The organism is Mesorhizobium sp. CNPSo 4689 (assembly GCF_057784325.1).
In genome coordinates this window covers 60926-76055 of the sequence record NZ_JBWLUZ010000004.1, presented here as the reverse complement: position 1 = coordinate 76055, position 15130 = coordinate 60926, and the positions used below count along the sequence as shown (strand labels likewise).

The following is a 15130-nucleotide window of genomic DNA, read 5'->3' as shown; positions in this document are numbered from 1 at the left end:
CGATCCGACCCAGTCGGCCTTCAGCCAAATTGCCTCAGCTGAGTCCGCCCATGTGGAAGCTTTTCATCTCAAGATATTCCTCGATACCTGCCTGCGCCCCCTCACGCCCGAGCCCGGACTGCTTGACGCCGCCGAAGGGGGCCACTTCCATCGAGACCGAGCCGGTGTTGAGCCCAACCATGCCGAACTCCAGCGCCTCGCCGACGCGCCAGGCGCGCTTCAGGTTCTCGGTGTAGAAGTAGGAAGCAAGCCCGTAGGGCGTGCCGTTGGCCAGCGCGATCGCCTCCTCTTCCGTCTCGAACCGGAAAAGCGGCGCGACCGGGCCGAACGTTTCCTCGCCGGCGAGCTGCATGTCTTTTGTGGCGCCGATCAGCACCAGCGGCGCGACATACTGAGGACCACCCGGCAGCGCCAGCTTCTCGGTGATGATCGCCGCGCCTTTGGCGAGCGCATCCTCGACGTGGCGGTTGATCTTCTCGACCGCCGCCATGTTGATCATCGGCCCGATGGCGACACCGGGTTCTGTGCCCGGTCCTACCTTCATGGCGTTGACGCGAGCGGAAAGCTTCGCGGCGAAGGTTTCGTAGACACCGGCCTGGACGAGGATGCGGTTGGCGCAGACGCAGGTCTGGCCGCCGTTGCGGAACTTCGAGACAAGCGCGCCCTCGACGGCGAGATCGAGATCGGCGTCGTCGAAGACGATGAGGGGCGCGTTGCCGCCGAGTTCGAGGCTGAGCCGTTTCACAGTATCGGCCGCGCCGCGCATCAGCAGCGAACCGACCCGCGTCGAGCCGGTGAAGGAGATCTTGCGAACGGTCTCGTTCACCATGATCTCGTTGCCGATTTCGGCCGGCATGCCGGTGACGATGTTGATGACGCCGGCGGGGATGCCCGCCCGTTCGGCAAGCACGCCGAGCGCCAGCGCCGAGTAGGGCGTGAACTCGGACGGCTTGATGACCACAGTACAGCCGGCTGCCAGCGCCGGCGCGACCTTGCGGGTGATCATCGCGTTGGGGAAATTCCAGGGCGTGATGATGCCGCACACCCCGACCGGCTCCTTCAGCACGATGATGCGCCGGTCCGACGTCGGCGAGGGGATGGTATGGCCGTTGATGCGGCGTGCCTCCTCCGCGAACCATTTGACGAAGGAAGCGCCGTAACGAATCTCGCCCCTGGCCTCGTCCAGCGGCTTGCCCTGTTCCGTCGTCAGGATCAGCGCCAGATCGTCCAGATGCGCAAGCATCAGGCCATGCCAGGCCTCCAGGAGGCCAGCGCGCTCGGCGTTGGTCTTCTTCTTCCAGTCACCATAGGCGGAAGCCGCGGCCTCTATGGCCGCGCGGGTCTCCGGACCGGCCATGTCGGGCACCGTGCCGATTGCTGCCTGGGTCGCCGGATCGACGACATCGACCGTCTTGCCGGAACCGGAAGCGACCCATTTGCCGCCGACTAGTCCGGCTTCGCGGAAGAGACTTTTGTCTTTCAGGTTTTTCATCGAAAACGACCTTGCAATCAGGTGAGTGCCGCAACGATGGCGGCCGTAATGGCTTCCGTGCTGTCCTTGCCGGGAGTTGTTCCAATGCCTCGCGCGGTCGTAGCTTCGACCGCCTTCATGACGCGTCCGGCCGCAGCCTTTTCGCCCAGATGGTCGAGCATCATTGCGCCGGACCAGATGGCGGCAATCGGATTGGCGATGCCGAGATGGGCGATGTCGGGCGCCGAGCCGTGCACCGGCTCGAACATGGAGGGCGCCGAGCGGTCGGGATTGATGTTGGCGGAGGCGGCGTAGCCGAGTCCGCCCTGGATCGCGGCGCCGATATCCGTCAGGATGTCGCCGAACAGGTTAGAGGCGACGACCACGTCAAGGCTCTCCGGCGCCATGATCATGCGCGCGGCGAGCGCGTCGACATGATAGCTGGTCACTTCGACGTCCGGATAATCCGCAGTCAGCTTTCGCGTGATCTCGTCCCAGAACACCATCGAGTATTTCTGCGCGTTGGACTTGGTGACGGAGGCCAGTTTGCGCCGCCGCGACCGCGCCTGCTCGAAGCCGAAGCGCAGGATGCGCTCGACGCCGGCACGGGTGAAGATCGAGGTCTCCACCGCGACCTCGTCCAGCGTGCCTTGATGCACGCGCCCGCCGGCGCCCGAATATTCGCCTTCGGTGTTCTCGCGGATGCACAGTATGTCGAAGCTCTCGGCCCGCAGCGGCCCCGTCACGCCCGGCAGCAGGCGGTGCGGCCGGATGTTGGCATATTGCACGAACGCCTTGCGGATCGGCAGCAGCAGGCCGTGCAGCGAGACGGAATCCGGCACCTGCGCCGGCCAGCCGACCGCGCCGAGAAGGATGGCATCGAAGCCGCGCAAGATTTCTATGCCGTCCTCGGGCATCATGCGGTCGGTCTCCTTGAAGAAGCGGCAAGACCAGGGGAATTCGGTTCCCTTCAGGACAAAGCCGGAGTGCTTGGCCACTGTTTCCAGCACCGTCCAAGCGGCGGCGGTCACATCGCGGCCGATGCCGTCACCGGGTATCAAGGCGATCGAGTAGGAATTCATCGGTATCTCTTTACAGGCTGATCAGGACGCTCTTGGTCCTGCGGTTGGCAAGATAAGCCTCGCGGCCGAGATCCTTTCCGATGCCGGAGCGCTTGTAGCCGCCGGTGGGCAGGATATGGTCGCGCGAGCGGCTGTAGCGGTTGACCCAGACGGTCCCCGCTTCGAGCTTGCGCGCGAAGCGGATGGTACGGGACAGGTCGGAGGTGAACAGGCCAGACGCCAGCCCGTAAGTCGGATGGCTGGACAGCGCCAGCGCCTCTTCTTCGGTCTCGAAGGTCTGGACGGTCAGGACCGGGCCGAAGATTTCCTCGACGATCGCCGGATTGGCCTGGTCGATATTTGCGATCAGCGTCGGCTCATAGAAATAGCCTGGACTGTCCATGGCGTTGCCGCCGGTCAGGCATTCGCCGCCTGCCTCGACCGCGGCCTTGACGATGCCGTCGATACGCGCGCGCTGCCGGTCTGAGATGATCGGCGAATAGTGTGTCGCCTCGTCCCAAGTCGGGCCGGGCCGGGGCGCCTTCATCCGCTCCAGGATGGCGGCCATCAGTCTGTCGGCAATGCTCTTCTCGACGATCAGGCGCGTGCCGGCCACGCAGGCCTGGCCGGCGTTGAAGGTGACGCTGCCGGAGATCGCCGCCGCCGCCTTGTCGAGATCGGCATCGGCAAAGACGAGCTGCGGGCTCTTGCCGCCGAGCTCCAGCGTCATCGGCTTGACGCCGGTGCGGGCGACGTTCGCCATGATGGCCGAGCCGGCGCGGGTCGAGCCGGTGAAGCTGACCTTGGCGATCTCGGGATGGCCGGTCAGCGCGGTGCCGGTCGTCGGACCGTCGCCCAGAACCACGTTGATCAGCCCGGCCGGCAGGCCAGCCTTAACGGCGAGCTCTGCCAGATAGACCGCCGAGAAGGGCGTCATTTCCGACGGCTTCAGCACCACCGCATTGCCCGCAGCCAGTGCTGGACCGAGCTTCCATCCGGCCATCGAGATGGGAAAATTCCAAGGCGTGATCGCGCCGACCACGCCATAGGGCTCGCTCATGATCATGCCGAGACTGGCGTCGTCGGTCGGCACGAGCTCGCTGCCTTCCTTGTCGGCGAACTCGGCAAAGAAGCGGATCTGCTCGGCGGTCACGGCGATGTCGCCGGCAACGACCTGAGCTACGGGCCGGGTGGAGCACAGCGCCTCGATCCTGGCCAGCGTTTCGGCTTCCGCCTCGATCAGGTCGGCCCAGGCCTGGAGTGCCCGGGTGCGCTCGCGCGGTCGAACGCCGCCCCAGTTGCTGGCCTTCAGCGCCGCCTTGGCGCTTTCCACCGCACGGTCGATCATATCGACATCGGCCACGGGGCAGGCGGCATACACCCTGCCATCCGACGGTCGGCGCACCTCGATCGCACCCTCAGCCGCGATCAGCTCTCCGCCAATGAAATGGCCAATGGGGAGGGGAACCGCGTCCGGATCGAAGCTCAGGTTCATGGGCGACCACCTTGCAGTATTCTGGAGGAGCCTAGCGCGAGCATGACCGCAGCGTGCACCGTTCGGCGATCAGTCGCGGATGATTGTTGCGTGCTGGCGATGAGGGACGGCGAAATCTGTTGCGGGGCACCTCAGGCGGACCCAATTACCCTACCGTCACGTAGATCTTGCGCACCGTTTCGATGGTCTTCCAAACACCGGTGAAGCCAGGTTTCATCACGAAGCTGTCGCCGGCGCGGTAGGTCACCGCCTCGCCGCCATCGGGCGTGATTTCAATCACGCCGGTGAGGATGTGGCAGAACTCGAAAGTCTCTCCCTTTATCGAGCGCGTCTCTCCCGGCGTCGCCTCCCAGACGCCGGTGTGGACGAGGTCGGACTTGGCGACATCCTGCGCCCAGGTCTTGAACGCGGGGTTGCCGGCAATCAGTCGTTCGGGCAGCGCCTTGGATTCGCGTGGCGGGAAGGCTGGATTGGTGTCGACGGTTTTGAGCAGGGACAAGGGATAACCTTTCATTTGGACGTCAATAGCCGAGAGACCGGTCGATGAGCCCGATTGGATCGAGCCCGGCGCGGTGACGCTTGATGTTGTCGATGACGGCCCGCGCGGCGGTCGCGGGCTGGGTGACGCTGGCGATATGCGGCGTCAGGATGATCTTCGGATGCGACCAGAACGGATGTCCTGCGGGCAGCGGTTCGGGATCGGTCACGTCGATCATCGCCGCCGAGAGTTGACCGCGGTCGAGCGCGGCGACAAGCGCTTCGTGGTCGAGCTGCGGCCCGCGGCCCGTGTGGACGAGCGCCGCGCCTTTTGGCAGTTTCGCAAACAGGTCGGCATCCAGGAAACCGCGCGTCTCCTTGGTCAGGGGCAGCAGGCAGATCAATATGTCGCAGGTCGCGAGCATCTCCTCCAGCCCAAGCTCGCCATGATGACAGGTCACGCCCTCGATCTGCCGTGGCGAGCGGCTCCAGGCGGCGAGCGGGAAACCGAAGGGCTTCAGCCGGTCGAGGACGGCCTGGCCGAGTTGCCCGAGGCCAAGCACGCCGAGTCGGCGCGACCTGGCCTGGAGCTGCGCGATATCCCTCCATTCGCCGGCGCGCTGCTGAGCCAGATAGGCTGGCAGGTTGCGGTGGAGGGCGAGCACGGCAAGCGTTACATATTCCTGCATCATGCGCACGATGCCTTCCTCGATCATGCGCACGATCTTCACGTTAGGAGGCACCGCATCGAGGCGAAGCTGGTCGACGCCGGCGCCGATGGAAAACAGGATTTCCAGGTTGCTGTAGCGGGCGAGGTTATCCGGCACGGTCCAACTGATCAGATAGCGCACGGCGTCGGGATCGACCGTTGCGGCATCGATCGTGAAGGGGACGTCCGGTAGGTCCCTCGCGAAGGCATCGGCGAAGATCGCCCCGCGCCGCGCATCCGAATTGAACAGGAATGTCATTCCGATTCCCCTTCAAGCAGCGCAGCGGGCGCCCAGCGCCTCGATCAATCGCTGGCAGGCGGCGAGTTCGCTGGTGAGAATGTACTCATCCGGCTTGTGGGCGCGGCCGATGTCGCCGGGGCCGCAGATGATCGCATCGAACCCGGAGGCCTGGTAAAGTCCGGCCTCCGTGCCGTAACTGACGGCGGCAAGCGGCACCTCGCCTGTCAGCTCGCGCAGCAGTGCCGCCAGCGCCGCGTCCTCCGGCAGCGACAGCGCTGGATAGGCGCTCATCGGCGTCCACTCGATCCGAAAGCCTTCGGCCGCAAGCGCCTCTGCCCGCGCCTTTACCGGCGTGAGCAGGCTGGCCGGGTCGACGCCTGGAATGGCGCGCGCCTCCAGATCCAGCGTGCAGGCGCTGGGGATGATGTTGACCGACTGTCCGCCCGCCACCACGCCCGCTTGCAGCGAGGAGTAGGCCGGCTCGAAGGCAGGGTCGAACGGACCATTCGTCAGCCGCCCGGCTTCGCTCACGGCCGCGCTCAGCGCACCGGCCATGGCGTGGATGGCGTTGAGGCCGAGATCGGGCCGCGAAGAATGGCCGGAGCGCCCGTTGATCGTCACGCGGGCGGCTGCCTTGCCCTTGTGGCCGCGCACGGCGCGCATGCCGCTCGGCTCGCCGACGATCACGCCGAGCGGCTTGGCGCAAAGTTCGGGAAGGTGGGCGATCAGGTGCGGCACGCCGCGGCAGCCCACCTCCTCGTCATAGGAGAAGGCGAGGTGGATTGGCCTGGCAAGGCGCAGTCCCGCAAGCATAGGCACGGCCGCGAGTGCCGCGGCAAGAAACCCCTTCATGTCCGTGGTGCCGCGTCCGTAGAGCCGTTCACCCTCCCGGCGCAGCGCGAAAGGAGCCGAACTCCATTGCGGCTCGCCGGCGGGAACGACGTCCATGTGGCCGGACAGGATGTAGCCCGGGACATCGGCGGGGCCGATCGTCGCGAAAAGATTGAAACGGTCGCCTTCCGGCCCTGGTAGAACGGAGACCTTCGTCCTGTGTTCTGCGAGCTGGGTCTCGATCCAGCCGGCGATGTCACCGTTCGGCTTGCCGGCGACCGATGGAAAGGCGACGAGACGGTCGAGGATATCGAAGACGTCCATTCCAGCCCTCAAGGCGTTTCGGGTTCGCCGGGATCGATGCCGACGATTGTGTGCGGCAACATTTCCGCAGAGGATGTCTGCGTTCTCCCGCGATTGCGTGCCGAAAGCGGAAATGTTTCAGTTGAATCTTGCGTTAGCACGTGGCTTTCGAGCAAATCGTACGGGCGTGTTTGTTTAGCGTTGGTGGACAGAGGGCGGCTGCGGCGTGTCGCCCGTCAATTTGCGGGTATCTTTCAGAGGCATGGAATTGAAGCCGTCCGGAAACTTGAAAATCGACAACTTCTCGATGCGTATCGGCGACATCGAAGGCGTCGAGTTGGACCGGTTGCACGCACTATCTCTGTCCGTGGGATGGCCGCATCGGGCCGAGGACTGGCAATTCCTGCGCGAGTCGGGAGAGGGGTTCGTGGCGCTCGATGACATCGGCCGGGTTCTCGGTTCGGCCATGTGGTTCGCGCACGGCGCCGATTTCGCCACCGTGGGAATGGTCATCACCTCGCCGCGACTCCAGACGCTGGGGGCGGGGCAATGGCTGATGAAGCGGGTCTTCGACAATGTGGTCGGGCGCGACTTGCGCCTCAATGCGACCCGGGCGGCTAAGCGGCTCTATCTTTCGCTCGACTTCAAGCCGGAGAAGACCGTCTATCAGTGCCAGGGGATTGGCCGCGCCACCACGGCGGCTGGAATAGACAAGGCGCGTGGCGAGGTCCGTCAGCTGCGGGCCGAACACTTGCCGGCAATCATCGCACTCGACGCGGCTGGTTTCGGGGTGCATAGACCAGCGCTTGTCGAAAAGCTGTTCGACCAGTCCGTTGGCTACGGGCTCTTCGACGAGGACGCGCTCAAGGCCTTCGCCCTCTGCCGGCGCTTCGGCCGCGGCCACGTCATCGGTCCGGTCGTGGCGGAGCGAGATACCGATGCCATCGCGGTGGTCCGGCCGCACGTGGCCGACCATTCGGGGTCTTTCCTGCGGGTGGATACTCATATGAAAAGCGGCGAGTTCGCCGCATTTCTGCCGCACAGCGGAATGCCGGTCTTTGACACAGTGCTGACCATGTCGCTGGGCAAACGCCTCGCTGACTTTTCCGTCGGCGGCGCGGCTACACCGAGGGCCTATACCCTTGCCAGTCAAACTCTCGGGTAGTTCAGCCCAGGACGCGCTCCGATAGTTAGTCGACAAGAGAGCCGGCCCGACGTTCAACCCGATTGCCAGACGTCCGGCCGCAATGTTGCGTGCAAAGCCTTCAACTCCGCTTGCATCTCGGCAATCATCCAAGCGCAGATCTCGGAGACGACAGGCCGCAGCGGCCGCGAGCGTGGCGCAATCAGGTGATGAGTGCGGCCGGTGTTGATCTGCCGGTCCGAAGCCGGAACAAGTGCTCCCTGAAGCAAGGCCCTCGAAACGTTGCTGAGCCAGCCGAGCGCGACGCCTTCCCCGTTCATCGCGGCCTGAAGCACAACCGCGTAGTCTGAGAATTCGAGCCACTTTGCCCTGCTGGTCTTGCGGTCGGCGACGTGGCCCCAAGTGTCCAGCCACTGCAATTTGGGATCGGTGAGATGGAGCAGGACATGACCTCCGCCGTCCGCGTCGTGCTTCAACGGACCACGAACCGACAGGTAGGAAGGACTGCATACCGCAACGATGATTTCCGGCGAGAACGCCCAACGATGATAGCTCGTGTCGTCATCGGCCAGGATTCTCGTGGCAAGGTCGACGTTTTCGGCCGGCCCGCGCAGAACGCCCGCGATCAATTCGAATCTCAGGTCCACATCTGGAAATCTTGTATTGAAGGCGCTCAGCCTCGGAACAAACCAATGCGTCACCAGCGAACTCGAAAGGGAGAGCGTCACGACCGGCTTTGCCGCATTCTTCTCCTTGATCCTGTGGATCACCTCCTGGATGCCGTCAAATCCCTCCCGCACAGCCGAATAGAGGGCACGTCCATCTGGGGTCGGGGTCAACCCCGTTGGACCCCGCGTGAAAAGAGCGACGCCAATATCGGCCTCGAGCTGGGCGATGCTTCGGCTGACGGACGGTTGTGTGACGTTGAATTCCCGGGCGGCGGCCGTGAAACTTCCCGATCTGACAGCCGACTCAAAGACAAGAAGTCCACGCGCTGAAGGAACGAGTTTTGCGAAGCCAGCCATGCGCCCAGCGTATAGCCACCCCAACAATTTTCAAGCTTTCTGCGATCTCGGAAATGGCGAAGTATAACCTTCATGAATGGGGCGGAGCAGGACGTGAAGGTAGCGGGATCTCAAGCAGGCAGCACATCCAGCGATCCTCTGCTTCAGCCGTTTCGGCTCAAGAATCTGACGCTGCGCAACCGTGTTGTCAGCACCAGTCATGCTTCGATGCTGGACGATGGCGGCCAGCCGCTCGAGCGCTACCAACGCTACCATGAGGAGAAAGCGCGCGGCGGCCTGGCGATGACTATGGTGGGCGGCTCGGCCATGACCTCGCCCGACTCGAGTTGGGGCGGCGGTCAGCTGGATCTTTCGAGCGACCGCATTGTCCCGCATCTCCAGTCGCTGTCGCAGCGCATCCATCGCCATGGTGCCGCCGTCATGTGCCAGGTGTCGCACCTTGGCCGGCGCGCTACTGCCTATGCCGGGAATTGGCTGCCGCCGGTGGCGCCGTCACGCGTTCGTGAGACGCGAAACCGGAATTTTCCGAAAGAGATGGACGCCGCGGACATCGACAGGATCGTCAAGGATTACGCCAGTGCCGCCAGGCGCTGCCAGGCCGGCGATCTGGATGGCATCGAGACAGTCACCGGCGGGCATCTGATTGGTCAATTTCTTTCGCGCAGAACCAACAGACGCACGGACGCCTTCGGCGGCTCGCTGGAAAATCGCGCGCGCTTCGGCCTGATGGTGCACGAGGCGATTCGTCGCGCGGTGGCCGACGACTTCGCTGTCGGCATCCGCCTCGTGATCGACGAGGCCGTCGAGGACGGGTCGGATTTCGAGGAATGTCTTGCCTTCGCCAGACTGTTCGAGCGGGAAGGTCATATCGACTTCTTCAACTGTATCTTTGGCCGCATGGACACCGACTTGTCGCTGGCTGAGCAGAACATGCCCGGCATGTTCAGCCAGAGCGCGCCGTTCTTGCCGCTGGTCGGACAGTTCAAACGGGAAACCAGGCTGCCCGTGATCCACGCTGCAGGCATTCGGGACATAGCCACGGCGCGGCATGCGATCCGCGAGAACCTTGTCGATCTGGTCGGCATGACCCGAGCACATATTGCCGACCCGCATATCGTCAACAAGGTGATGCGCGGAGAAGAAGAACGCATCCGCCCGTGCGTCGGCGCGTCCTACTGCCTCTACAAGAAGGTCCATTGTATCCACAACCCGGCCAGCGGACACGAAACGCTCGTCAGCCACATCATCGAGCGGGCCGAAACACCGAGACGGGTGGTCGTGGTCGGCGGTGGTCCGGGCGGGATGGAGGCGGCAAGGGTCGCCGCCGAGCGCGGGCACAGCGTGACCCTGCTGGAAGCCGGAGCGCGGCTTGGTGGACAAGTGCTCGTCGCGGCCTCCGCCTTCGACCGCAAGGATTTGATCGGCATAGTCGACTGGCGCATCGACGAACTCGCGCGCCTTGGCGTGGAAGTCCGTCTCAATACCTATGCGGATGCAGAGCTTGTCCTTGCCGCAAGACCCGACGCGGTGATCGTCGCCACCGGCGGCGTTCCCGATATGGAATGGCTGGAGGGCGCTGAACATTGCGACAGTGTTTGGGACGTCTTGACCGGGGTCGTGCCGGCGAAGGACGATGTGCTCATCTACGATGAGACTGGACGCCAGGCCGCGGTTTCCTGCGCCCTGCATCTTGCTCGCATGGGGCGCACGGTTACACTCGCCATCGCGGACGACACGCTGGCGATCGAGACCCCCTACCCGGATAGGGTAATTTTCCGCAAGCGCCTGTCGGAACTCGGCATCCGGGTTGTCAGTGATGTCCGGTTGGCCAAGGCAGCGCGCCATGGCAACGGGATCATCGGCAGGTTCCGGCATGAGCTCACAGGTGCAGAAACTGAAATGCGTGCTGCCCAACTCATAATCGAGCGTGGCACGGTCCCCATGGAGGACGTTTATCAGGAATTGCGTGCCCGCTCTTCCAACAACGGCGTCACCGACATTGCGCTGATGACGGCAGCGAGGGCGAAGGGGGACACCCCCTCCCCGATCGCGGGATCGTTCGAGTTACACCGCATTGGGGACGCGGTTGCCAGCCGGGATATCTACTCGTCGATCTATGAGTCCTACCGTCTCTGTTCGCAATTGTAGACGGGCGACAGCCCGACAGCCACGAAGGGGCGGTGGGCGCGACCTCGATCGTGGGTGACATTGGACCGCATACCTAACGTTTCAAAGGATCGCCAAACCGATATCCATTTTGCAGAAATGAAAAACTCCTTACGACCGTGGCTGTAGCGCGAAGCGGGCATCACACGCAAGTATCCAGGCATTGGAGGCTTGGACCATCCTGCCTGGCGGGACAGCGAGAAGCGCCAAAGCTGGCCAAGAAGCCAGCGCTATCCTTTCGATCGGCATGTGCTTCGCGCAAATGCTTTGCGCTTTCGACCAACCCAGGCGCGCGGGCGTTCCGCGCGCCAAAGGAGACGATCATGTTGTATGAACTTCGACACCGTTTTGCCCGCTGGCTTGCCTATCGCCAGACGATTGCGAGCTTGAGGCAGGTCCCGGACAGCACATTGGCGGATGCTGGCATTTCTCGCGAAGAGATCCGCGAGCGTGCCTGCCACGCCAGCCTGCTTCGTTGAAATGATGGAGGCGGGTCACGACCGTCGAAACCGCAATACCGAACCTACGCAAATTCCTCGACGGCGGTGTTGCTGCGGGGCGCGGCGACGCCAAAAGGATAGATAATGCGGCCGCTGTGGCGAGAAGCGACGGGCCTGTCAGCGAGCAGACTACGCTAGCTCCGCTCAGAAATTTCTACCCAACATTCCGCTGCTCCATTAGACTTTACTAATGTCCGCTCTCTCGTTCAGCCCCAAGGTCCCTGTGAAGACCAATGCCGGTCACCGACTTCTGATCAGCGACGTACAGGCTGCGTCCAAGGAACTCCTGACATGGACCGAGCGTGGCCCGCACTGGAACCGAGCGGCACGCGTTTGCACCGCCGCCCTGACTGGCAATGCGACTCCGCAGGAGGCCAGGAGGTGCTTCAGGATTGCCGCCATAGAGAATGGTCGCCTCCTTCCCCGCATTGAAGAAGAAAACTGAATACCTATGCCGCCTCGGCCACCTTCGTCGGTCGCCGCTTCTTTCTGGCACTATGGTTGATTGGGACGTTGGCAGTGCGGACGAACAACTGCAAGGCAAGGGGAGAGCGACATAGCCCTAAAACTGGGGGAAAACTGCGCCGCAGGCTTTTATTAAGGAGTTGCTAATATTACTATTGACGCTAAGCCGGCTTTGCCACCCTAGCCGGTTAGGCCCGGCGGTCACGCAGTTCTACCCCCAACAGACTGTCGGGCCGCTGCGGGGACGGTTGTGCCAGCTGGGAACCGCCGACAAGCCTGGTTCGGCTTTCTCCCGCAGATGCGTGGCTTTGCGCGCCGGCCGAAGCATGCCCGAGATCACCTGGCTCTTTCGGGTGCGGATATGAAGAGCGTTCTGCACGACATTGCCAATCTGATGAGAACCCCAGCAGCCGAGTCTCGAGACCGCTTGCAGCCTGGCAGTTGGCATGTGTGGTGGGTCACCTCATCGCTGATTGGCCCGCCATGCGGGAAAAAAGCTGGGGGAGACCACGACGTTTGTAAGGCTTGCCGTTGATCGGACTTCATGGCCTTCAACAAGCCATACGCAGAGCCTGAAGAGCGAGACACCCTCTGCGGCGTTAACCACCTTGCTATGTCAGGTCGAACCCACGGTTCGTCTTTGCCGTTGGGGAACCATGGAAGATCACAAAGCGAGCTTCCGACGTCCCCTCGAAACGTCGGGTACTTGGAGGGAGACCCCTTTACTGGAGGGACATGGCAGCGCGCCAAGGTAGCCTGCGACCTGCTGAAGCTCATCTTCGACAACCAGTTGGAGGCTGGATCGCGTGGCAGCAAGAGCAAGCCCTCGGACGATCCGGCAGATCGTGTCGACGATCTCATTTCATCCGTCCGCAAGCGCCGCGGTGCTCTCAAGAAACGCACGCATTGCCGCCGCACAGGCACGTTGACGATTTCAGCAGTAGGTAGTGGGGATTGCAGCATCCTAAACGGATCCTGCTACATTCCCCCATGGCCGTCCGAATAGTGGTTGTCCTGGCGCTTCTTTTCGCCTTCGCCTACGGATTCGCAAAACTCGTCGAGCGTTATGGCGGCGTTAGCGATCAGCCGTCACCCTGTGAACAATGGTCATTGTCCGATTGCGCGAGGCCAGATGCGCCGCCTGCAAGGTAGCGATACGCCCATCTGTTCCACGCCAAAACCGAAGCGCTGTTCGCTCGTAGAAGATGGCCTGCGCCCCGTTGGGCGGGGGGCTTTGGGGTAAAGGGCGCTGGCCAGGCGGGCAATCAGGTCCGCCGCCTGAGCAAGCTAACAGAAGAGCCGCCGTCGCGTATAGACGTGATGCGGAGTTGACCGTCGAACGCTTGAGCCTGGGCCGGTAAGCCCGTCGGATTCAGTCCGGCATATCACCAAGTGCCGCTCAGCGGTGCGGCCATTCAAATCCAGTTGCCAAGCGCACCTTAGCCAGATCGACCGTCACAAGCGGCCCAAGGTTCAAGGTCACTTTGCCAGCGGCATCATCGATGCGCGTGACTTCCTATCAGCTCAATGTTCTGACCCTTCTTGGCCATGCGGTCTGCTGCCGAGTGCGGGAAGTCATAAGAAGGGATCGCCACGCTGACGCGGTCGTCATCCATGCGCTGCAACACGGTGGCGATTATCGACATGTCGTCGCCAATGCCAATGCCTCGTTTCGATTTGCGTTTGGTTGTGATGCGTCTATTTCCAGCGGCGGCGTGTGTCCCGGCTGCTCGTGCCTGATCACCTGCCTCAGGTCGCGCCAGTCGACGGCCTGGCCACGAACCGGGCAGCAGTGGAAATGGTCGCTCTCATGCTTCACGGGCTCACCATGACGCGTGCCGCCGATCGGCGGGCCCAAGATCCGAGAGTTGGTCATGTTCCCGGCAAAGCCTGCGCGGCCTTGGTTAGGGTCGCCCTATTGTTGCCGTGCTGGCGGATCAGCTCGCGCACCTGTTCTGGCGTGATGTTGTTTTGCAGCGCGAAAAATTTCACCTCATACTCGTCATCCGCAGAGAGCTGCTTGCGGTCCCGGAAGTCGCGTTTGCTTTTGTCGTCTGCCATATCGGCTGCTCCTTAAAATTTGCAGAAAATTGCTATGTTCGCTCTGGCCAATATAAGCCAGCGGCCTACACTCGGTTCCATGCGCAGGCGGGCAGGCGCCGGCACCAGCCGGCTGGAGTTCATTGAGCCGTTGATGCCGACCCTGGTGGAAAACCACCACAGGGCGGCGACTGGATTCATGAGGTGAAGTTCGACGGCTACCGCTGACGGAGGCTGAAACCAATAGTCCAGGCGTTCGAGCGTTCCGGAGGATAGACTACGGAGAAAGTCCTGATTGCACTGCGCGGAAATGTAGGCCTCAATGGGCCGTCAAGGAGGAGCGACGCCATCATAGTGTCGGTTCGGACAGACCCGCAACCTGCAACTGTTGAGACGGTGATCGATCCGTCCCGCAAGCGGCGGCTGATCGACCTTTCCGAGCTTTGGCGATATCGGGAAGTTGTGTTCTTCCTGGCCTGGCGCGATTTCAAGGTCAAATACCGCCAGACTTATCTGGGCGTGCTTTGGGCAATGTTGCAGCCGCTCGTTGCCATGTCGGTCTTCAGCGTCTTCTTTGGTCGACTCGTAGGCATCTCATCAAACGGCGCGCCATACCCGCTGTTTGTCCTGTGTGGGCTCGTGCCATGGAATTTTTTTTCGCGAGCGGTTGGCAGCATGACGGGCAGTCTTGTCAGCAACCAGGAACTGGTGAAGCGCGTCTATTTTCCGCGTCTGATCATTCCCATGTCCGCTATAGCCGCGTGCCTGACCGATATGATCGTCGGCTTCGCTCTTTTGTTCGCCGCGCTGCTGGCATTCGGAAGCTGGCCGGCACCGCAGGTGCTCTTCCTGCCACTGTTCGTGCTCGTCATGGCAGCGTCGGCGACTGGGCTGGGAGTGGCGCTATCTGCGATCAATGTCCGCTTTCGCGATGTGGGATATCTTGTGCCGTTCAGCCTCCAGATAGTTCTGTTCATGACCCCGGTTGTCTATCCGGGCAATCTCGTGCCCCCCTTCTGGCGGCCGCTCTACAGCCTGAACCCTATGGTCGGGGTAGTCGAAGCCGTGCGCTGGAGCGTACTGGGCACGCCCGCCGATTGGGTCATGATCTCGATATCGACCCTCTCCTCACTGGCCCTTCTCGTCGCCGGACTGGCTATTTTCTCAAAGTCCGAACGCGCGTTTCCGGACCTGATCTGAGC

At 62.7% G+C, this 15130-nt stretch carries 14 protein-coding genes; 5 read left to right on the top strand and 9 right to left on the bottom strand.

Annotated elements, in window-relative coordinates; genetic code table 11:
* Positions 1 to 34: 34 nt before the first annotated feature.
* The 6 genes from AC04SI_RS08025 to argE form a co-directional block, all read right to left on the bottom strand.
* A complete protein-coding gene (locus tag AC04SI_RS08025; RefSeq protein WP_404276061.1) occupies positions 35 to 1492 on the bottom strand; it encodes an NAD-dependent succinate-semialdehyde dehydrogenase in 1458 nt (485 codons plus the stop codon).
* A gap of 17 nt (positions 1493 to 1509) precedes the next feature.
* Positions 1510 to 2553: a tartrate dehydrogenase gene (locus tag AC04SI_RS08020; RefSeq protein WP_404276059.1), complete on the bottom strand. Its 1044-nt coding sequence runs from the start codon at positions 2551 to 2553 to the stop codon at positions 1510 to 1512.
* A gap of 10 nt (positions 2554 to 2563) precedes the next feature.
* Positions 2564 to 4027: an aldehyde dehydrogenase family protein gene (locus AC04SI_RS08015; RefSeq protein ID WP_404276057.1), complete on the bottom strand. Its 1464-nt coding sequence runs from the start codon at positions 4025 to 4027 to the stop codon at positions 2564 to 2566.
* 145 nt (positions 4028 to 4172) lie between these two features.
* Entirely contained in the window at positions 4173 to 4526 is a 354-nt protein-coding gene (locus AC04SI_RS08010; RefSeq protein ID WP_404276460.1) for a cupin domain-containing protein, read from the bottom strand.
* A gap of 22 nt (positions 4527 to 4548) precedes the next feature.
* Complete coding sequence (locus tag AC04SI_RS08005; protein WP_404276055.1) at positions 4549 to 5472, bottom strand: 2-hydroxyacid dehydrogenase; 924 nt, start codon at positions 5470 to 5472, stop codon at positions 4549 to 4551.
* Between the two features lie 12 nt (positions 5473 to 5484).
* The gene (argE, locus tag AC04SI_RS08000; protein ID WP_404276054.1) at positions 5485 to 6609 is read right to left on the bottom strand and encodes an acetylornithine deacetylase; all 1125 of its coding nucleotides are present in this window, start codon (positions 6607 to 6609) and stop codon (positions 5485 to 5487) included.
* Positions 6610 to 6850: 241 nt separating this feature from the next.
* Between argE and AC04SI_RS07995 the strand changes: the two genes are divergently transcribed.
* Positions 6851 to 7753, top strand: a complete 903-nt coding sequence (locus AC04SI_RS07995; protein WP_404276053.1) for a GNAT family N-acetyltransferase — start codon at positions 6851 to 6853, stop codon at positions 7751 to 7753.
* A gap of 53 nt (positions 7754 to 7806) precedes the next feature.
* Here AC04SI_RS07995 and AC04SI_RS07990 read toward each other — a convergent pair whose 3' ends face one another.
* The gene (locus AC04SI_RS07990) at positions 7807 to 8757 is read right to left on the bottom strand and encodes a LysR substrate-binding domain-containing protein (protein ID WP_404276051.1); all 951 of its coding nucleotides are present in this window, start codon (positions 8755 to 8757) and stop codon (positions 7807 to 7809) included.
* A gap of 72 nt (positions 8758 to 8829) precedes the next feature.
* Between AC04SI_RS07990 and AC04SI_RS07985 the strand changes: the two genes are divergently transcribed.
* From AC04SI_RS07985 to AC04SI_RS07975, 3 genes are all read left to right on the top strand, one after another.
* Entirely contained in the window at positions 8830 to 10905 is a 2076-nt protein-coding gene (locus AC04SI_RS07985; protein ID WP_404276050.1) for an oxidoreductase, read from the top strand.
* Between the two features lie 341 nt (positions 10906 to 11246).
* Positions 11247 to 11402 (top strand): YjiS-like domain-containing protein, encoded by a 156-nt coding sequence (locus AC04SI_RS07980; RefSeq protein ID WP_404276049.1) that lies wholly within the window; start codon positions 11247 to 11249, stop codon positions 11400 to 11402.
* Positions 11403 to 11613: 211 nt separating this feature from the next.
* Positions 11614 to 11868, top strand: a complete 255-nt coding sequence (locus AC04SI_RS07975) for a DUF982 domain-containing protein (protein WP_404276048.1) — start codon at positions 11614 to 11616, stop codon at positions 11866 to 11868.
* A 1516-nt stretch (positions 11869 to 13384) separates the two neighbouring features.
* On the opposite strand, the gene AC04SI_RS07970 is transcribed toward AC04SI_RS07975, so the two are convergent.
* Positions 13385 to 13534: a hypothetical protein gene (locus AC04SI_RS07970; protein ID WP_488474081.1), complete on the bottom strand. Its 150-nt coding sequence runs from the start codon at positions 13532 to 13534 to the stop codon at positions 13385 to 13387.
* Positions 13535 to 13760: 226 nt separating this feature from the next.
* Positions 13761 to 13949: a DUF3606 domain-containing protein gene (locus AC04SI_RS07965; protein WP_488474080.1), complete on the bottom strand. Its 189-nt coding sequence runs from the start codon at positions 13947 to 13949 to the stop codon at positions 13761 to 13763.
* Between the two features lie 333 nt (positions 13950 to 14282).
* On the opposite strand from AC04SI_RS07965, the gene AC04SI_RS07960 reads away from it, so the two are divergent.
* Positions 14283 to 15128, top strand: coding sequence for an ABC transporter permease (locus AC04SI_RS07960; RefSeq protein WP_488474079.1), 846 nt, complete (start codon positions 14283 to 14285; stop codon positions 15126 to 15128).
* Positions 15129 to 15130 lie beyond the last annotated feature (2 nt).